This window comes from Streptomyces endocoffeicus (genome assembly GCF_016741935.1).
Taxonomy (GTDB): domain Bacteria; phylum Actinomycetota; class Actinomycetes; order Streptomycetales; family Streptomycetaceae; genus Streptomyces; species Streptomyces endocoffeicus.
Genome location: NZ_JAERRG010000018.1, coordinates 26560 through 47319, shown reverse-complemented (window position 1 = coordinate 47319; position 20760 = coordinate 26560). Strand labels below are relative to the sequence as shown.

Genomic DNA, 20760 nt, shown 5'->3' with positions numbered 1-20760 from the left:
TTCTTTACCGGTCGGTTGGCTACCGGTCGGTTGGCTACCGGTTGGTTGGTTACCGGTCGGTTGGCAACCGACCGGTGGTGAATCGGCTGACGAGTTCGCGCTTGAGCACCTTGCCGCTGGGGCCCAGGGGGAAGGCGTCGACGAACTCCACCCGGCGCGGGTACTTGTGCCCCGCGAGCCGCTCCCTGGCCCACGCCACGATCCCGGAGCCGAGTGCCGCGTCCGGAGCGGTCCCGGGACGTGGCCGAACCACGGCGCACACCTCCTCGCCGTACACCTCGTCGGGCAGTCCGATGACGGCCACCTGGGCGATGGCCGGGTGGCGCGTCAGCACGTCCTCCACCTCGCGCGGGTAGACGTTGTAGCCGCCGCGCACCACCAGGTCCTTCTTGCGGTCCACGAGGGTGAGATAGCCCTCCGCGTCTTTGGTGCCGAGGTCGCCCGAGCGGAACCACCCGTCGACCAGCACCTCGGCCGTGGCCTCCGGGCGGTTGAGGTAGCCGGCCATCACATTGTGGCCACGGATGACGATCTCACCGACCGCGCCCGTCGGCAGCAGCTCGACCCGGTCCTCCACATCGGCCGCGGCGATCTCCGCCTCGACGCCCCAGATCGGTCGCCCCACCGTCCCCGGTCTGCGCGGCCACGCCTTCTGGTTGTAGGCGACCACCGGTGATGCCTCGGTCAGCCCGTACCCCTCGTAGATCGGGCAGCCGAAGACCTCCTGGAAGTCCTCGAGCACCTTCACCGGAAGCGCCGAGCCCCCGGAGAAGGCGCGGTCGAGGGCGGGGCGGCGGGGATCCTCGGCGGCGGCGTCGAGCAGGGCCAGATACATGGTGGGCACGCCCATGAAGACGGTGCACCCCTCGGTGACCATCAGGTCCAGTGCCCGGGCGCCGTCGAACCGGCTCATCAGCACCATCGTGCCGCCCGCCAGGAAGGTGGTGCCCATCCCGCAGGTCTGCCCGAAGGTGTGGAACAGGGGCAGACAGCCGAGCAGCACATCGTCGGGGCCGAGGTCGAACGGCGAGCGCATCGTGGTGCTCACGTTCATCACCAGGTTGAAGTGGGTGATCATCGCGCCCTTGGGATGGCCGGTGGTGCCCGAGGTGTACAGGACCACGGCGAGGTCGCCCGGCTCGCGCGGGGCGCAGCGTTCGATGGGCTCGGCGCCTTCGGCGAGGGCGTCCAGCCGCGGACGGCCGCCGTCGTGCTCCTCCAGCACGGTGACCACCGGAACCCCGGCCACCTCCGCGCCCTTGGCACCCTCGGTGAGCATCGGCGCCCCGCACACCAGCACCTTCGACTCCGAGTCGCGGAGCACATGGACGATCTCATCGGCGCGCAGCAGACCGTGCACCGGGACGGCCACGGCGCCGAGCGCCAGCACCCCGTAGTACACCATCGGGAAGTGCGGGGTGTTCGGCAGCAGCAGCGCCACCCGGTCACCGGGGCCGATGCCCTGGTCGCGCAGTACGGCGGCGTACCGCCGGGTGGCGTCCCACAGCTCGCGGTAGGTGATGCGCCGCGAGCCGAAGACGAGCGCGGGGTGGTCCGGGCGCCGCAGTGCGGACTCGGCGAGCACCGCCGCCGCGGTGAGCGTCATGCCCCGGCCCGCTGGGCGGCCAGCCGCTGCTTGTCCGGCTTGCCCGCACCGGTCAGCGGAAGGTCGTCGTGGAAGGTGATGGCGGCCGGCACATGCTTGGGCGAGAGCTCACCGGACACATGGTCGAGCAGCGAGGTGAAGTCGGCGGCGCCACCGGGCCGGAGCACCACGGCGGCGTGGATGTGCTCCACCCGGTCCCCGTCGGTCACTCCGTACACCGCGGCCTGGGCCACCTCGGGGTGGGTCAGCAGCGCGTTCTCGACGGCGGTGGGATGGACCTTGATCCCGTTGGTCTTCATCACCTCGCCCACCCGGCCGTGCAACCGCACATAGCCGCGCTCGTCGAGGGAGCCGAGGTCGCCGGTGTACACCCAGCCGTCGCGTACGGTCTCCGCGGTCAGCTCCGGCTCGCGCCAGTAGCCGAGCATGTTGAACGGCGACCGTACGCGGATCTCGCCGATCTCGCCCACCGGCAGATCGCGCCGGTCCTCCAGGTCGCGGATGCGCACCTCGGCGGTCAGCCGGCCGGCGGTGAACCGCAGTTCGGGGTCGAAGTGGTCCGGCGGGGCGAGCATGCTGATCCCGCTGGTCTCGGTGGTGCCGTAGAACTGGAGCAGCACCGGGCCGAACACCTCGACCGCCTCGGCCAGCCGGGCCGGGGCGGCGGGGCAGCCGCCGTAGGAGATGATCTGGATGCTCGACAGATCGGTGTCCTTGATGGCCGGGTGGTCCACCAGCATGTACAGCTGCGGAGGGGTGACGGTGAGCGCGGACACCCGGTGGCGCTCCACCGCGTCGAGCACCGCGCCCGCGTCGAAGCCCTCGTGCAGCACCACCGTGCCACCGGAGGCGAGGGCGAGGTCGGCACCCGAGCCGTTGGAGTGGCTCACCGGCAGCGTGGACAGATAGGTGATCGGGCCGGGCGCCTCAAGTCCCGCCCGCAGATAGAGAGTTCGGACGCGGAAGGGGAGTGTCACACCCTTCGGGGTGCCGCTGGTGCCACTGGTGAACAGGACCACGGCCGGGCGCTCGGGGTCGGTCTCCACGACCGTCAGATCGAAGGCGTCCGCGTCGCCCGTGGTCAGGTCCAGCACATCGGGGCCGAGAGAGCCGAGCGCGGCGAGCCGGGGCGGCTCCGGCAGACGCTCGCACAGCTCCCGGGCCGGACCCAGGTTCTCCTCGTCCACGGCGAGGAACGTGGCGCCCGTCTTCTTCAGGATCTCGTGCCGCTCGCGGGTGGCCAGCTGATCGGTGGGGTCCACCGCGTTGGTGGAGTGCAGATGGACCACCGTGGCACCGATGAGGTTCGCGGCATAGCGCAGAATGATGGTGGCCGGGGTGTTGGCGACCGTCAGCACGGCCACGACCGGAATTTCTTCCTCCGCTATCTGGCGGCGCAGCAATTCCGCCGCCGCGACCACGGCGCGGGTGAACTCACCGGCGGTGAACCGCTCATCGTCGCGGAGCAGGGCAACCCGCTCCGAATCGGCTGATAGAGCCTCGAGGACCCGTCGGACGTAATTGTCGGTCGGAGACATCGAAACTCCAGTTCGCCGTGTGCCGATGAGTTCAAGGTGCCGTTTCCCGCTGCAGGATGACACCCTGCCCCCGGCATGGCAACCTTCTTCCGGCCACTCGTCAGTTTCCTGCCGTGAAACCGGGTCGGGTGTGCGGAGGTTGCCTTTCGGTGTACCGATTGACGGCCGACCGCATGTAGATTGGCGCCGACGGGGGGTCGTTACGGCTCATCCCGCTTTCTGCGCGATCCCCAAGTAGCCTAAAAGCGAAGTGAGTGGACGTGACGACCCAATATCTGGACCTTTTTTCGCGCCTCACCGAAGGTTCCGACGGTGGAAAGCGAGAGTTCCTCGAGATCGGACGGCTCGCCGGCCAGTTCCCCGCCGCCAGCGTCAGCGGCGTCGAGGACGCCTCCCGGATCAGCGTCTGGTGCAGCAACGACTATCTCGGCATGGGCCAGCACCCCGCCGTCCTGGAGGCCATGAAGGAAGCCGTCGACGAGTACGGGGCGGGCGCCGGCGGCTCGCGGAACATCGGCGGCACCAACCACTACCACGTACTGCTGGAGAAGGAGCTCAGCGCCCTCCACGGCAAGGACGACGCGCTGCTGTTCACCTCCGGCTACACCGCCAACGACGGCGCGCTGTCCGTCATCGCGGGCCGTATGGAGGGGTGCGTCGTCTTCTCCGACGCGCTCAACCACGCCTCCATCATCGACGGCCTGCGCCACAGCGGCGCCCAGAAGCGGATCTTCCGGCACAACGACACCGCGCACCTGGAGGAGCTGCTCGCGGCCGCCGACCCCGACGCGCCGAAGCTGATCGTCACCGAGTCGGTCTACTCGATGAACGGCGACATCGCGCCACTCGCGGAGATCGCCGACATCGCCAAGCGCCATGGTGCCATGACCTTCCTCGACGAGGTGCACGCGGTCGGCATGTACGGCCCGCAGGGCGCGGGCATCGCGGCGCGCGAGGGTCTTGCCGACCGGTTCACCGTCATCATGGGCACGCTGGCCAAGGGTTTTGGCACCAACGGCGGGTACATCGTGGGCCCGGCGGAGGTGATCGAGGCGGTGCGGATGTTCTCCCGCTCCTTCATCTTCACCACCGCGATGCCGCCCGCCGTGGCCGCCGCGGCCCTCGCCGCCGTCCGCCATCTGCGCTCCTCGGAGGCCGAAAGGGAACGGCTGTGGGCAAACGCACAGTTGATGCACCGGCTGCTGAAGGAGTGCCGGATCCCCTTCATCTCCGACCTCACCCACATCGTGTCCGTCCTGGTGCGGAACGAGGCCCTGTGCAAGCGCATGTCCACGGCCCTGCTGGAGCGGCACGGCGTCTATGTGCAGGCGATCAACGCGCCCAGCGTGCGGGCCGGCGAGGAGATCCTGCGGGTGGCACCCGGAGCCGTGCATTCCACCTCCGCGGTGGAGATGTTCGTCAAGGCCCTTGACCAGGTCTGGGAGGAGTTCGGCGGCCCCCGCGAGGACGCTGAAATGCGGTTGCGCAATGAGGCCGACCGGGGTTAGGCAAAGGTGGCGCAAGGCATGTCGATCTTGCTTGACACGCCTTGGCGGCGAGAGGTTTGATGAGCGAACGCGAACAGCTGGGCGATTCCTGAGGCCCGCTAGCGGAACGGGGATCTCGGGGGAGCACTTCATGGGGTGCCGCGGCGATGCGGCACGCTTTGGCCCGGTGCGAACGGGCGGAAACGGGGGTTTCGGGGTGACGCTTGCGTATGTCCTCGACGGTGGTATGAACGATCAGCCGGGAGCCGGCGCGGAGCTGTATGAACTCTTTCCGAGTGTGCAGCACACCTATCAACGGATCGCCGAGTGGACGGGTATCGACGTCCAGCGGATATTCGAAGAAGAACGGCAACCGGGACAGGAGCACCGACAAGGGATCGGTGCAATTCGTCAGGCCGCGGCCGTATTAGGAATTGCGGATGTTCTCGCCGAGGAATACGGCATAACACCGGCCGCCGTATGCGGACTGAGTTTCGGCGCACTGGTCGGCGCCACTCTCGCCGGAGCCGTCGGGCGTCAGGATCTCTTCACCCTGCTGATGCGATTGCGGGAAGTACCCCCGCCGGCCGCGGACCACGGCCCGCAGGCCGTCGCCATGCTGCGGATCCCCTACGACACCGCCCCCGACGACCTCCTCGCCGACGTCCCCGATGTGTATCTCTCCGCCGACCTCGGGAAGGTCGGCACGGGCCAGGAGCGCATGGTGCTGCTGGGCGGCTACCGCTCCGCGCTCCAGGAGTTCGGCGCGGGCTTCCCACCCGGCGCGCTGCATGTGTCCGACGACCACGGCGCGGCCTTCCACTCGCCGCTCCAGCGGCACATCAGCGACTTCCTCGAACCCACGCTGGAGGCCATGACCTTCCATGACCCACGGGTGCCCGTGCACTCGTGCATGGAGCGCAAGGCCCTCACCACCGCCGAGGAGATCCGCGATCTCTTCCGCCGCAACCCCACCGCACCCGTGAGCGTCCCGCACATGATCGGCGGACTGGAGGACGGCGGCACCGAACTGGGCCTGGTGCTCGGCCCCGCCGCGTTCGGCACCTTCCAGAACGCGGAGTTCCCCGTGGTCCACGTGGAATCCCCGGACCATGTCTTCGAGGCGATGACCGCGGTCTACGACTTCGGCATCGAACTCCCTTCCACGGAAGCCGGGGTGACCCAGTGAAGGACGTGACCGAGCAGATCGACCAGTGGCTGTCGCAGGACATCGACGCCTGGACCCGACGGGTCGTCCGCCGCCACTTCGACCCGGACACCGGCACCCCGTACTGGCTCAAGCGCGCGGCCGAACTCGCCATCGACCCACGGGACATCACCCGCCACGACGAGCTGACCGCGTTCGGCCCGATGCCGCTGGGCGACCTGCGCACCCTGGACCCCGCCGAACTCGTGCCCCAAGCCGTGCCCCGGCCCCTGACCGGCCGGATCTGGGACTCCGGAGGCACCACCGGCAACCCCTGCCGGGTGTTCTACACCGAGCCGATGCTCGAGCACCGCGCCGCCTGGCGCCGCTGGGTGATCGAGCGCGAGGGATTCGAACCGGGCCGCACCTGGCTCCAGGCCACTCCCACCGGACCGCACCTCATCGGACAGGGCGCCGTGGACTTGGCCGACCTGTACGACGGCCGGGTGTACGGCATCGACTTCGACCCCCGCTGGGTCAAGCGGCTGCTCCGCGACGGCAGACTGAAGGACGCGCAGGAGTACACGGCCCACATCACCGAGCAGATCGCCGCGGTCCTGGAGCACCAGCCGGTCGACTACCTCGTCACCACCCCGGCCCTGCTGCAGGCCCTGATCAAGGCGAGGCCCGAACTGGTGGCCCGGCTGAAGGGCGTACGGCTGAGTGGGACACATGCCACCCCCGCCATGCGCAGATCCTTCCGCCAGGCCCTGGGCGGCGGACTGGTCGTCGTCACCTACGCCAACACCTTCGGCAACACCGTGGGCCTGCCCGCGCAGGACGACGGCGCCCTCATGCCGTACCTGCCGAACTACCCGCAGGTGACCATGGCGGTAGTCGACAAGGACGACTGGTCCAAGGTGGTCGGATACGGCGAACAGGGCCAGGTCCGGCTGACCGTCCTGCACGACGACCTCTTCCTGCCCAACGTGCTGGAGCGCGACCTCGCGGTGCGGTACGACACGGGCCCGGAGTGGCCGTGTGACGGCGTCGCCAACGTCAAGCCACTGCAGGTCGTGCGATCGGCGCCGGAAGGCATCTACTAGGCCCCGCCGGACCCGCAAGACATCCACGAAGCCCGGGGAACACGGTCCACGCATCACGGACTACGGGCCACCGGCCACCGGCCACGGGGCATGAGCGCCTCGCGTGGCATCCGCCACGCGGGAGGGTCCCACCCGCCCATGTCCCGTCCGTTCCTCGGCCGCTTCGCCATCTCGTTCTCCTGTCCCGCTGTCCCGCTGTCCCGCTGTCCTGCCCGGACGCGGCGCAGACCTTCGCGTTGCGCTGGTGTGCGCCCGGCGTCCTACGTTCCTGGATCCAGGGAGTCACGCTCATGAAGGGTTCCGACGGCACCTCGCCGACCACGACGGACGCGCCGATCGCGGTCGTCGGACTGTCCTGCCGCCTCCCCGGAGCACCCGACCCCGCCACCTTCCGGCAACTGCTCCGCGACGGCGCCGACGCCATCACGGAGGCCCCGGAGGGACGGTGGGACGGGGCCACTGGTGCCCCTCGGCGGGGCGGATTCCTGGACCGGGACCGGATCGACCACTTCGACGCCGCCTTCTTCGGCATCTCGCCACGCGAGGCCGCGGCCATGGACCCCCAGCAGCGACTGACCATGGAACTGACATGGGAGGCCCTCGAAGACGCCGGAATCGTTCCGGACCGGCTCCGCGACAGCCGCACCGGCGTGTACATCGGTGTGATCGCGGACGACTACGCCACCCTGGTCCGGCGGGGCGGACCGGAGGCCATCGACCGGCACAGTTTCACCGGACTCCACCGCGGCATCATCGCCAACCGCGTCTCCTACCACCTCGGCCTGCGCGGCCCCAGCCTCACCCTCGACGCCGGACAGGCGTCCTCGCTGGCGGCCATCCACCTGGCCTGCGAAAGCATCCGCCGTGGCGAGACATCCATCGCCATCGCCGGCGGCGTCCACCTCAACCTCGCCCCCGAAAGCGGCGTCAGCGCCGCCCGGTTCGGCGGGCTGTCACCGGACGGCGTCACCTACACCTTCGACGCCCGCGCCAACGGTTTCGTACGCGGCGAGGGCGGCGGCGCCGTCGTTCTCAAGCCTCTCGCGGACGCCCTCGCCGACGGGGACCCCGTGTACTGCGTCATCCGGGGCAGCGCACTCAACAACGACGGTGGCGGGGACCACCTCACCACCCCCCACCAGGAGGCCCAGGAGGACCTCATGCGCCGTGCCTACCGGCAGGCCGGAGTCGACCCGGCCCGTGTCCAGTACGTGGAACTCCACGGCACCGGCACGAGGGTCGGCGACCCGATCGAGGCGGTGGCGCTGGGCGCGGTCCTGGGCACGGCACGGCGCCCCACCGACGCCCCACTGCTGGTGGGGTCGGCCAAGACCAACGTGGGCCATCTGGAGGGCGCGGCCGGTGTCGTCGGCTTCATCAAGACGGCCCTGGGGCTCAAGCACGGCGAGCTCTTCCCCAGCCTCAACTTCCGGACGCCCAACCCGGATATTCCGCTGGATCGGCTGAGGCTGCGGGTGCAGACGGCATCCGAGCCGTGGACCGCGGATGCGGCGGGGACCCGGGAGGCGTTGATCGCCGGGGTGAGCTCGTTCGGAGTGGGCGGGACGAACTGCCATGTGGTGCTCTCCGGGGCCCCGGAGCTTGCGGTGGCTCGGGACGTGGCGGGATCTGAGGGGATCGGTACTCCGGGCCGGATCCCATGGCTGGTGTCGGGGCGCTCCGAGGCGGCGTTGCGGGCACAGGCGGGTCGGCTGGCGTCGTACGTGGGGGAGCGGGCGGAGCTGTCGGCCGGAGACGTCGGGTTCTCTCTGGCGGCGACGCGTAGTGCGTTCGAGCATCGTGCGGTGGTGTTGGGGTCTGATCGTGGGGCTCTGGCCGAGGGCTTGAGTGCGGTGGCTGAGGGTGGCGGCGCTCCGGGTTCGGTGCGGGGTGTGGTTGCCGGTGGTGATGGTCGTGCGGTGTTGGTGTTTCCGGGTCAGGGGTCGCAGTGGGTGGGGATGGCGGCGGGGTTGTTGGAGTCGTCTCCGGTGTTTGCGGAGCGGTTGGGTGAGTGTGCGGTGGCGTTGGGGCCGTTTGTGGAGTGGTCGTTGGTGGATGTGCTCAGCGATGAGGTGGCGTTGGGGCGGGTGGATGTGGTGCAGCCGGTGTTGTGGGCGGTGATGGTGTCGTTGGCGGAGTTGTGGCGTTCGTACGGTGTGGAGCCCGCGGCGGTCATTGGTCATTCGCAGGGTGAGATCGCGGCGGCGTGTGTGGCGGGTGCGCTGTCGTTGGAGGATGCGGCGCGGGTGGTGGCGTTGCGGAGCAAGGCGCTGCGGGCGCTGTCGGGGCTCGGTGGGATGGTGTCGGTGTCGCTGCCGGTGGAGGCCGTACGGGAGCGGCTGGGCCGGTGGGGTGAACGGCTGTCGGTGGCGGCGGTGAACGGGCCCTCGGCGGTCGTGGTCTCCGGTGACACGGACGCGTTGGACGAGCTGCTGGCGGCATGCGAGGCGGAGGAGATTCGGGCGCGGCGTGTGCCGGTGGATTACGCCTCGCACTGTGCTCATGTGGAGTCCATCGAGGGCGAGTTGCTGCGGGAGCTCGCGGGGATCGCTCCTCGGTCGTCGTCGGTGCCGTTCTATTCGACGGTGACCGGTGGAGTGCTCGATACGGCCGATCTGGACGCCGGGTACTGGTACCGGAATCTGCGGCAGACCGTGCGTTTCGAGGAGACCGTACGCGCCCTGCTGGCCGATGGCCTCCAGGTGTTCATCGAGGCCAGCGCCCATCCCGTACTCACAGTGGGGGTGGAGCAGACCGCCGAGCAGCATGGCTCCGACGTGGCGGCCGTCGGTTCGCTGCGCCGTGACGAGGGTGGCCTGGATCGCTTCCTGACCTCCGTGGCCGAGGCGTATGTGGGCGGGGCATCTGTCGACTGGGCGGGGGTGTTCGCGGGGACAGGTGCGCGTCGGGTCGAGCTGCCCACGTATGCCTTCCAGCGCAAGCGGTACTGGCTGGACGTCCAGGCCCTGCCGCAGCCGAGCCCGCTCACCGAGGCCGACGCGACCGACCCCGATGACAGCGCGGACCACACATCGGCGACCGATGCGGCGTCGCTCCTGCGCGCGCGTCTCGCTCCGCTGGACGAAGCCCAGCGAGGGGAGATGGTGGCGGACCTGGTACGTGACCAGGTCGCCACCGCGCTGGGGTACGAAGGACGGGAAGCCGTCGATCTCGGCCGGACCTTCAAGGAACTGGGCTTCGATTCGCTCGGCGCCGTCGACTTCCGCAACCGTCTGAACACCACCACCGGACTGCGACTGTCGACCACGCTGCTGTTCGACCACCCCACGCCCCGGGCCCTCGTACGCCATCTGCGGGACAGGCTTCTGGGTGACGACGGACGCGAGGACATCGCGTCGGTGCCGGTCGGCATGGCTCCGGACGAGCCCATCGCGATCGTGGCCATGAGCTGCCGCTACCCCGGTGGTGTGCGGTCGCCCGAGGAGCTGTGGCAGCTGATCGCCTCCGGTGGCGACGCCATCGGGGCCTTCCCGGCGGACCGGGGCTGGGATCTGTCCGGGCTGTATGACGCTGACCCCGGACGGGCCGGGACGACGTACACCCGTGAAGGCGGATTCCTCTACGACGCCGGGGACTTCGATGCCTCCTTCTTCGGGATCTCGCCGCGCGAGGCGCTGGCGATGGACCCGCAGCAGCGGCTCCTGCTGGAGACCTCCTGGGAGGTCTTCGAACGCGCGGGCATCGACCCGGCCGGGCGGGAGAAGCGCCGGACCGGTGTCTTCGTGGGCGCGATGTCCCAGGACTACGGCCCGCGGATGCACGACGCCTCGGACGAGCTGCAGGGCTACCTGCTGACCGGCAACACCGTCAGCGCCGCTTCCGGCCGTATCTCCTACACCATGGGCTTCGAGGGCCCGGCGATGACGGTGGACACCGCCTGCTCGTCCTCCTTGGTGGCACTGCATCTGGCGGTCCAGTCGCTGCGCCAGGGCGAGTGCGCGCTCGCCCTCGCCGGTGGTGTGACGGTGATGCCTACGCCGGGGCTGTTCGTGGAGTTCAGCAGGCAGCGGGGACTGGCTCCGGACGGCCGGTGCAAGCCGTTCGCGTCGGCGGCGGATGGTACGGGCTGGGCCGAGGGCGCCGGGATGCTGCTGCTGGAACGGCTGTCGGACGCACGGCGGAACGGCCACCAGGTGCTCGCGGTGGTGCGGGGCAGCGCGGTCAACCAGGACGGTGCGTCAAACGGCCTGACCGCGCCGAACGGACCCTCCCAACAGCGCGTGATCCGGGCGGCGTTGGCGAACGCCGGACTTACGCCCGCCGACGTGGACGCGGTCGAAGCGCACGGCACGGGCACGGCCCTGGGCGACCCGATCGAGGCCGAGGCGCTGCTCGCGACCTACGGGCGGGAGCGGAGCGCCGAGGACCGGCCGCTGTGGCTGGGATCGGTGAAGTCCAACATCGGTCATACGCAGGCGGCGGCGGGTGTCGCGGGCGTGATGAAGATGGTGCTGGCGATGCGGCACGGGGTGCTCCCGAAGTCGCTGCACGTGGATGAGCCGTCGCCGCATGTGGATTGGTCGGCGGGTGCGGTGGAGCTGCTGACGGATGCGGTGGTGTGGCCGGAGATGGGCCGGTCGTGGCGTGCGGGTGTGTCGTCGTTCGGCATCAGCGGAACAAACGCCCATGTCATCGTGGAGCAGGCTCCCGCGGAGGTGGGCGTTGCCGAGCCGGTGGACGAGGGGCGGGAGGCCCCGGCATCGGTGCCGTGGGTGGTGTCGGCGAGGTCCGAGGGTGCGCTGCGGGCGCAGGCGGAGCGGTTGCTGTCGGCGGTGCGTGGGGAGCTGGACGCTGAGGCGTCGGCCGTGGATGTGGCCTCGTCGCTGGTGACCACGCGCTCGGTGTTCGAGCATCGGGCGGTAGCGCTCGCCGGTGACCGTGAGGGGCTTGCGGTCGGGCTGGGTGCGCTGGTGGATGGTGTACCGGCGGCTGGTGTGGTGCGGGGTTCGGTGGTGCCGGGGAAGCTGGCGGTGTTGTTCTCGGGGCAGGGGAGTCAGCGGGTTGGGATGGGTCGGGAGTTGTATGAGGCGTTCCCGGTCTTCGCGGACGTGTTTGACCAGGTGTGTGCGCTGTTCGATGGGGTGTTGGAGCGTTCGCTGCGGGATGTGGTGTTCGGGGATGTGTCGGGGTTGGATGAGACCGGGTTTGCGCAGTGTGGGTTGTTTGCGGTGGAGGTGGGGCTGTTCCGGTTGGTGGAGTCGTGGGGTGTGCGGCCGGATTTTGTGGCCGGGCATTCGATTGGTGAGTTGGTGGCGGCGTATGTGGCGGGTGTGTTGTCGCTTGCGGATGCGTGTGTGTTGGTGGCGGCTCGTGGGCGGTTGATGCAGGGGTTGCCGTCGGGTGGGGTGATGGTGTCGGTGCAGGCTGCCGAGGTGGATGTGCTTCGGTTGCTGGTCGGTCGTGAGGCTGAGGTGAGTGTGGCGGCGGTCAACGGTCCGCGCTCCACCGTGATTTCCGGTGCTGAGGCGGCGATTGCGGAGGTCGTCGGGCTGCTGGAGGCTGAGGGCGTCAAGACGAAGCGGCTGCGGGTTTCGCATGCGTTCCATTCGCCGTTGATGGAGCCGATGCTGGCGGAGTTCCGGCAGGTGGCCGAGGGGTTGTCGTACGCGCCTCCGCGTATCCCCGTCGTGTCGAATGTGACGGGTCTGGTGGCGGATGCCGATGCGCTGTGCTCCGCCGAGTACTGGGTGCGGCATGTACGTGAGGCCGTGCGGTTCGCGGACGGGGTGCGGAGTCTGGCGGACGCGGGGGTCACCACCTTCCTGGAGCTGGGTCCGGACGGGGTGCTGTCCGGGATGGGGCAGGAGTGTGTCTCCGACGCGGTCTTCGCATCGGTGCTGCGCGATGGCCGGGCCGAGATCCCTTCGCTGCAGGAGGCGCTCGCCGAGATCTATGTACGGGGGCGGCAGGTCGACTGGTCAGCCCTGTTGGCGCCGGCCCGCCCTCGCCGTGTCGAGTTGCCGACGTATGCGTTCCAGCGGGAGCGCTTCTGGCTGGAGCCGGTCCGTACCGGCACGGTCCCGGCGCTGACGCAGGCGGCCGATCGCCGGCGCTATCGGGTGTCGTGGTCGCCCGTTTCGGATGTGGTGGGCGCTGCGCTGACGGGCACGTGGCTGGTGGCGGTCCCGGCGGGGCTGGCCGAGGATGAGTGGGTCGCGGGCTGTGTGGCGGCGTTGGCTGGGCACGGTGCCCTGCCCGTCCTGGTCGAGCTGGGGCAGGACGACGCCGACCGCGCGGCGATGGCGGACCGGCTGCGCCGGGCCCTGGAGGAGGCCGAAGTCTCTGACGCCGCGGGCGTGGTGTCACTGCTGGCGTCGGCGGAGGGACGGCATGGTGAGTACGGGGCGGTGCCGTTGGGCCTGGCGCTGACGTTGTCCCTGCTCCAGGGGGTCGGGGATGCGGGTGTGGGTGGCCGTGTGTGGTGTGTGACGCGGGGTGCGGTGGCGGTGGGCGGTTCGGAGAGTCCGTCGAGTGTGGAGCAGGCGGGTGTGTGGGGGCTGGGCCGGGTCGCCGGACTGGAGGCGCCGGAGCGCTGGGGCGGCCTTGTCGACCTGCCCGAGGCATGGGATGCGCGGGTGGCGGACCGGCTGGTGGGTGTGGTGAGTGGTGGTGCGGGCGAGACCGAGGCGGCGGTGCGGGCATCGGGTGTGTTCGGCCGCCGTGTGGCGCGTGCGGTCGAGGGTGCACATGGCGCCGAGGGTTGGGAGCCGTCGGGCACTGTGCTGGTGACCGGTGGTACGGGTGCGTTGGGTGCTCATGTGGCGCGGTGGTTGGCGCGTTCGGGTGTGGAGCATCTGCTGTTGGTGTCGCGTCGTGGTCCTGGGGCTGAGGGTGCGGATGAGTTGTGTGCCGAGCTCAGGGAGATCGGTGCTCGGGTGACGGTTGTGGCGTGTGATGTGGGTGACCGGGGTGCGCTGGCTGGGGTGTTGGCGGGGGTGCCGGAGGAGTTGCCGCTGACGGGGGTGGTGCATGCGGCGGGTGTGCTGGATGACGGTGTGCTGGACGGGTTGTCGGCCGAGCGGTTCGAAGGCGTGCTGCGGGCGAAGTCCGAGGCGGCTTGGCATTTGCATGAGTTGACGCGGGAGCTGGAGCTTTCGGCGTTTGTGCTGTTTTCCTCGTTCTCGGGGACGGTGGGTGCGGCTGGGCAGGCGAATTATGCGGCGGCGAACGCGATTTTGGATGCGTTGGCGGAGTGGCGGCGTGGTGCGGGGCTTCCGGCCACCTCGGTGGCCTGGGGCCCGTGGGCCGACAACGGCATGGCAGAGGCCGTCGCGGACCGGTGGCGGCGCCACGGTCTCCCCGCGATGGGCCCCGAGTCGGCCGTCGCCGCCCTGGAGCAGAGCGTCAACCATCCGGCGGCAGCGGCTCTGATCGTCGCCGACGTTGAGTGGGACACCCTGGCCGGGACGATGGCGGACACCCGTTCGCGCCGCCTTCTGCACGACCTCATGGCCCACGGCTCACCCGACACCGCCAACGAGGTCACGACCACTGATGAGTCGCTTCGTCGACGGCTCGCCGGGCTGGGAACGGCGGAACAAGAGCGTGTCCTCCTGGAGTTCGTGCGGTCCCATGTGGCAGCCGTCCTGGGACACCGCCGTCCCGAGGCCATCGATGCCGACCGGGCCTTCAAGGAACTGGGTTTCGACTCCCTCGCGGCGGTGACCCTGCGCAACCGGCTGAACGCGGCCACCGGGCTCAGCCTGCCGAGCACCCTGCTCTTCGACCACCCCACCGTGACGGCGCTGGTCAAACTGGTGCGCACCGAGGTGCTGGGGCTGCGGAACGGCGCGGACGCCGCGTTGCCCGTCGTCGTGGCCACCGACGACGAACCCATCGCCATTGTGGCCATGAGCTGTCGCTTCCCCGGCGAGGTGCGAACACCGGAAGACCTGTGGCAGCTGCTGATCGCCGGGCGCGAGGTGCTGACCGAGTTCCCCGCCGACCGCGGATGGGACCTGGACACGCTCTACGGGCCGGACCCGGACGAGCACGGCAAGAGCTATGTCCGCGAGGGCGGATTCCTCAGGGGAGCAGGCGACTTCGACCCGAAGTTCTTCGGCATCTCGCCGCGTGAGGCGGTGGCGATGGACCCGCAGCAGCGGCTGCTGCTGGAGACGTCGTGGGAGGCGTTCGAGCGGGCGCGGATCGATCCCACGCTGCTCCGGGGCAGCCACACCGGGGTCTTCGTGGGCAGCAACGGCCAGGACTACGCGACCAGCCTGCGCCAGGCGGCAGCGGAGCACGTCGAGGGCCACCTGGTCACCAGCAGCGCCGCCAGCGTCGTCTCCGGCCGTATCTCCTACACCTTCGGCTTCGAGGGCCCGGCGGTCACGGTGGACACCGCCTGTTCGTCGTCGCTGGTCGCCCTGCATCTGGCGGCGCAGTCCCTGCGCCAGGGTGAATGCTCGCTCGCGCTCGCCGGCGGTGTCACCATCATGTCCACCCCCGAGCTCTTCGTGGAGTTCAGCCGACAGCGCGGTCTGGCGGCCGACGGCCGGTGCAAGGCGTTCGCGGCGGCCGCGGACGGCACCGGCTGGGGCGAAGGTGTGGGCTTGCTGCTGCTGGAGCGGCTGTCGGACGCGCGCCGCAACGGTCACCAGGTGCTGGCGGTGGTACGCGGTTCCGCCGTCAACCAGGACGGCGCGAGCAACGGCCTCACCGCGCCGAGCGGACCGTCGCAGCAGCGGGTGATCCGCGCGGCCCTGGCGAACGCGCGGCTGTCGGCCGCCGACGTCGATACCGTCGAGGCGCATGGCACGGGTACGACGCTGGGCGATCCGATCGAGGCGCAGGCGCTGCTGGCCACGTACGGACAGGACCGGCCCGACGAGCGGCCGCTGTGGCTCGGCTCGATCAAGTCCAACATCGGCCACACCCAGGCGGCGGCCGGTGTGGCCGGGGTCATCAAGTCGGTGCTGGCCATGCGCCACGGCCTGCTTCCGCGGACCCTGCACATCGATGAGCCATCACCGCACGTGGACTGGTCCGCGGGCGCGGTGGAGCTTCTGACCACCCCGATGGCATGGCCCGAGACCGGTCGGCCCCGTCGGGCGGGCATCTCCTCCTTCGGCGTGAGCGGCACCAACGCCCATGTGATCCTGGAGCAGGGGCCGATGGAGTCCGATGCCGCCACGGACGCCACCTCCGAACCGAGCGGCGTGGTGCCGTGGGCGGTATCGGCGCGATCCGAGGCGGGACTCCAGGACCAGGCCGCGCGCTTGCTGTCGACGGTGGGCGAGGGGGCCGGTCCGGCGTCCGTGGACATCGGCCTGTCGCTGGTCACCACACGTGCGGTGTTCGAGCGCCGGGCGGTGGTGCTGGGCGGTGACCGTACCGCGCTCGTCAGCGGCCTGACCGCGCTGGCCGAGGGTCGCGAGGCCACGGGTGTGGTGCGCGGGGCGGCTACTGGCTCCTCGGACCGCGTCGCCTTTGTCTTCCCTGGTCAGGGGGCGCAGTGGGTGGGGATGGCGGCGGGGTTGTTGGAGTCGTCTCCGGTGTTCGCGGAGCGGTTGGGTGAGTGTGCGGTGGCGTTGGGGCCGTTTGTGGAGTGGTCGTTGGTGGATGTGCTGCGTGATGAGGTGGCGTTGGGGCGGGTGGATGTGGTGCAGCCGGTGTTGTGGGCGGTGATGGTGTCGTTGGCGGAGTTGTGGCGTTCGTACGGTGTGGAGCCCGCGGCGGTGGTGGGTCATTCGCAGGGTGAGATCGCGGCGGCGTGTGTGGCGGGTGCGTTGTCGTTGGAGGACGCGGCGCGGGTGGTGGCGTTGCGGAGCAGGGCGTTGCGGGCGTTGTCGGGGCTCGGTGGCATGGTGTCGGTGCCGCTGCCCGTAGAGGCCGTGCGGGAGCGGCTGGGCCGTTGGGATGAGCGGCTGTCGGTGGCGGCGGTGAACGGGCCCTCGGCGGTCGTGGTGTCCGGTGACACGGACGCGTTGGACGAGCTGCTGGCCGCGTGCGAGGCGGATGAGATCCGGGCGCGGCGCATTCCCGTGGACTACGCCTCCCACTGCGCTCATGTCGAGGCCATCGAGGACGAGCTCCGGCAGACCCTCGCGGGGATCGCCCCACGCCCGTCGTCGGTGCCCTTCTACTCCACGGTCACGGCAGGTGTGCTGGACACCCAGGAACTGGACGCCGGGTACTGGTACCGCAATCTCCGTCAGACAGTGCGCTTCGACGAGACCGTCCGCGCCCTGCTCGCCGGCGGCTTCGATACGTTCGTCGAGGCCAGCGCCCACCCCGTCCTGACCATGGGCGTGGAGCAGACGGCCCAGGACCACGGCACACCTATCACCGCCGTCGGATCCCTGCGCCGTGACGAAGGCGGTCTCGACCGATTCGTCACCTCCCTGGCCGAGGCATACGTGGGCGGCGCGTCCGTCGACTGGGCGGGGACGTTCGCGGGCACGGGTGCGCGGCGGGTCGATCTGCCGACGTACGCCTTCCAGCACCAGCGCTACTGGGTCGAGCCCTCAGCCGTGGCGGGCGATGTGTCCTCGGCCGGACTGACCTCCGCCGATCACCCCCTCCTCGGCGCGGCGACCACGCTGCCCGACTCGGACGGGTGGTTGCTGACGGGGCGCCTCTCGCTCCGTACGCATCCCTGGCTCGCCGAACACACCGTGCTCGGCCGGGCCCTGTTGCCCGCGTCCGCGTTCGTCGAGTTGGCGCTGCGAGCCGGTGACGCGGCCGGATGCGATCGCGTGGAGGAGCTGACGCTGGAGGCGCCTCTGGTGCTTCCCGAACAGGGCGCCGTACAGATCCAGTTGACCGTCGGCGGGCCCGAGGAGGATGGCGGACGTCCCATACGGGTGTACGCGCGACCGGAGGACATCGCGGACCGGCCGTGGACCCGGTATGCCTCGGGAGCGCTGGTCCACAGCGAAGCACACGGCGAGGCCGACAGCGAGGTCCACAGCGAAGCCCACAGCCACGCCACCGACCCGAATCCGGTCGCTGACCTCAGCATATGGCCGCCGGCTGGCTCGTCGGCCGTCGATATGACCGGCTTCTACGAGCGGTTGGCCGACGCCGGCGTGGCGTACGGGCCCGTCTTCCGCGGTGTTCACGCGGTATGGCGCCGCGGTGACGAGCTCTTCGCCGAAGTGGTGCTGCCGGAGGAAGCCCGTGGTGAGGTGCCCCGGTTCGGCATCCACCCGGCGCTGCTGGACACCGCCTTGCAGACGGGCTTGGCGCCCCTCTCGGGCAACGTGGACGGCATCCGCCTGCCGTTCCTCTGGAGCGGTATGTCGTTGCACGCGACCGGAGCGTCGATGCTCCGCGTACGGCTGACCCGCAAGGGCGCCGACACCCTGTCCGCGCTGGTCGCCGACCCGGCCGGAACACCGGTGGCCACGGTGGACGCGCTGGTGGCACGGCCGGTGACGGAGGAGCAGTTCGCGGCCGTGGCAGCCGAGCCCGGCGACGGCCGACCGGAACGGGCCGCCGTGGCCCGCCGCGCACTGGCCCAGACGGCGCCCACATCGGAGGAGGCGTCGCTACGGCAGCGCCTGCGCCGGGTGGGCGACGCGGAGCGGGAGCGGATGGTGCTGCGCATGGTCCAGGACCAGGCCGCCACCGTCCTAGGCCACAGCACACCGGACGCGGTCGAGCCGGAGATCTCCTTCAAGGAGCACGGTTTCGACTCCCTCACGGCGGTGGAGCTGCGGAACCGGCTGAACGCGGCCACCGGTGAGCGGCTGCCCGCCACGGTCGTCTTCGACTACCCGACCCCCGCCGCGCTCGCGGAATACCTCCGTGCGGAACTGCTCGGCCTCCGGGAGGGCGATGCTCCCTCGGCACCCGCGCCCGTTACCCCGGCCGAGCCGGACGACGATCCGATCGCCATCGTCGCCATGGGGTGCCGTCTGCCCGGCGGTGTCCGGTCCCCGGAGGAGCTGTGGGACCTGCTGACCGAGGGCCGTGACGCGATATCCGGCTTCCCCGAAGACCGTGGCTGGGAGCTCGACGGACTCTACGACGCCGACCCCGACGTCCCCGGGAAGACCTACACGCGCCACGGTGGCTTCGTCGACGGCGCGGGTGAATTCGACGCGGCGTTCTTCGGCATCTCGCCGCGTGAGGCGGTGGCGATGGACCCGCAGCACCGACTGCTGCTGGAGACATCCTGGGAGACCTTCGAGCGCGCGGGCATCGACCCGGCCTCCCTGCGCGGCAGCCAGACCGGTGTGTTCGTGGGCGCCGGATCACATGGATACGGCGCGGGCCCGATCCGGCCGTCGAGCGGTGTCGAGGGCTATCTGCTCACCGGTAACGCCCTCAGCGTCACCTCCGGGCGGCTCGCCTATGCGTTCGGCTTCGAAGGGCCGGCCGTCGCCGTCGACACGGCGTGCTCGTCGTCGCTGGTGGCGCTGCACCTGGCCGCGCAGTCGCTGCGGCAGGGTGAGTGCTCCCTGGCCCTGGCCGGTGGCACCGCCATCATGTCCACCCCCTGGACGTTCGTCGGCTTCAGCCGCCAGCGGGGGCTGGCCCCGGACGGGCGCTGCAAGCCCTTCTCCGCCGCCGCCGATGGCTTCGGCCCGGCGGAGGGCGTCGGTGTGCTGCTGTTGGAGCGCCTGTCGGACGCTCGCCGGAACGGACACCGTGTGCTTGCCCTCGTACGGGGCACCGCCATCAACCAGGACGGTGCGAGCAACGGCCTCACCGCGCCCAACGGCCCCTCGCAACAGCGGGTGATCCGCGCGGCGTTGGAGAACGCCGGGCTGTCGGCGGCCGAGGTGGACGCGGTCGAGGCACATGGCACCGGCACCCCGCTGGGCGACCCCATCGAGGCACAGGCCCTGCTCGCCACGTACGGCAGGGGCCGCCCCGAGGAACGGCCGCTGCTGCTGGGCTCGGTGAAGTCGAACATCGGGCACACGCAGGCGACGGCGGGTGTGGCCGGTGTGATCAAGATGGTGCTCGGCATGCGACACGGCGTGCTGCCGCGCACCCTGCACGTCGATGAGCCATCGCCGCATGTGGACTGGTCCGAGGGCGGGTTGCGCCTGTTGACGGACGATATGCCCTGGCCGGAGACGGGACGGGCACGCCGCGCCGCGGTCTCCTCCTTCGGGATGAGCGGAACCAACGCCCACGCCGTGCTGGAAGCGGCCCCGCTCGACGAGCGCCCCGGCCATGGTGTCGATGACGACACCCCGGCCGAGGGACTGCCGGAGATCACGCCGTGGGTGATCTCCGGACGGTCGGAGACCGCGGTGGAGGCACAGGCGGAGCGGCTGCTGACGCATGTGCGCGAGCAGGGAGAGGTTTCGCCCGCCGATGTCGGGCTGTCGTTGGCGACGACGCGCAGTGTGTTCGAGCACCGCGCGGTGGTGCTGGCGGGCGACGGGAACGGTCTCGTCGACGGCCTGGGCGCGTTGGCCGAGGGGAATGTGTCGCCCGGTGTGGTACGGGGGGTGGCGACGGCCCGGGATCACGCGGTGCTTGTCTTCCCTGGTCAGGGGTCGCAGTGGGTGGGGATGGCGGCGGGGTTGTTGGAGTCGTCTCCGGTGTTTGCGGAGCGGTTGAGTGAGTGTGCGGTGGCGTTGGGGCCGTTTGTGGAGTGGTCGCTGGTGGATGTGCTCAGCGATGAGGTGGCGCTGGAGCGGGTGGATGTGGTGCAGCCGGTGTTGTGGGCGGTGATGGTGTCGTTGGCGGAGTTGTGGCGTTCGTATGGGGTGGAGCCTGCGGCGGTGGTGGGTCATTCGCAGGGTGAGATCGCGGCGGCGTGTGTGGCGGGTGCGTTGTCGTTGGAGGACGCGGCGCGGGTGGTGGCGTTGCGGAGCAGGGCGTTGCGGGCGTTGTCGGGTCGTGGCGGGATGGTGTCGGTGTCGCTGCCGGTGGACTCGGTGCGGGA

General features: G+C 70.3%; 6 protein-coding genes (1 of these 6 only partly in view). 4 read left to right on the top strand and 2 right to left on the bottom strand.

What is annotated here, in order from left to right:
• Window positions 1-49: 49 nt before the first annotated feature.
• Both JK364_RS34735 and JK364_RS34730 read right to left on the bottom strand, forming a co-directional pair.
• A complete protein-coding gene (locus tag JK364_RS34735; RefSeq protein WP_201855344.1) occupies window positions 50-1606 on the bottom strand; it encodes a long-chain-fatty-acid--CoA ligase in 1557 nt (518 codons plus the stop codon).
• Window positions 1603-3144, bottom strand: a complete 1542-nt coding sequence (locus tag JK364_RS34730; RefSeq protein WP_201855343.1) for a class I adenylate-forming enzyme family protein — start codon at window positions 3142-3144, stop codon at window positions 1603-1605. The genes JK364_RS34735 and JK364_RS34730 overlap by 4 nt, the downstream gene beginning before the upstream one ends.
• A gap of 260 nt (window positions 3145-3404) precedes the next feature.
• On the opposite strand from JK364_RS34730, the gene hemA reads away from it, so the two are divergent.
• From hemA to JK364_RS34710, 4 genes are all read left to right on the top strand, one after another.
• Complete coding sequence (gene hemA / locus JK364_RS34725; RefSeq protein ID WP_307841465.1) at window positions 3405-4652, top strand: 5-aminolevulinate synthase; 1248 nt, start codon at window positions 3405-3407, stop codon at window positions 4650-4652.
• A 226-nt stretch (window positions 4653-4878) separates the two neighbouring features.
• A complete protein-coding gene (locus JK364_RS34720) occupies window positions 4879-5820 on the top strand; it encodes an ACP S-malonyltransferase (RefSeq protein WP_201855341.1) in 942 nt (313 codons plus the stop codon).
• The gene (locus JK364_RS34715) at window positions 5817-6884 is read left to right on the top strand and encodes an acyl-CoA synthetase family protein (RefSeq protein WP_201855340.1); all 1068 of its coding nucleotides are present in this window, start codon (window positions 5817-5819) and stop codon (window positions 6882-6884) included. The genes JK364_RS34720 and JK364_RS34715 overlap by 4 nt, the downstream gene beginning before the upstream one ends.
• Before the next feature lie 290 nt (window positions 6885-7174).
• A protein-coding gene (locus JK364_RS34710) for a type I polyketide synthase (protein WP_201855339.1) crosses the window boundary here: on the top strand, window positions 7175-20760 show its beginning. It continues 24088 nt past the right edge of the window; 13586 of the gene's 37674 nt are visible here — the first part of the coding sequence; the start codon lies at window positions 7175-7177; its stop codon lies off the right edge, out of view.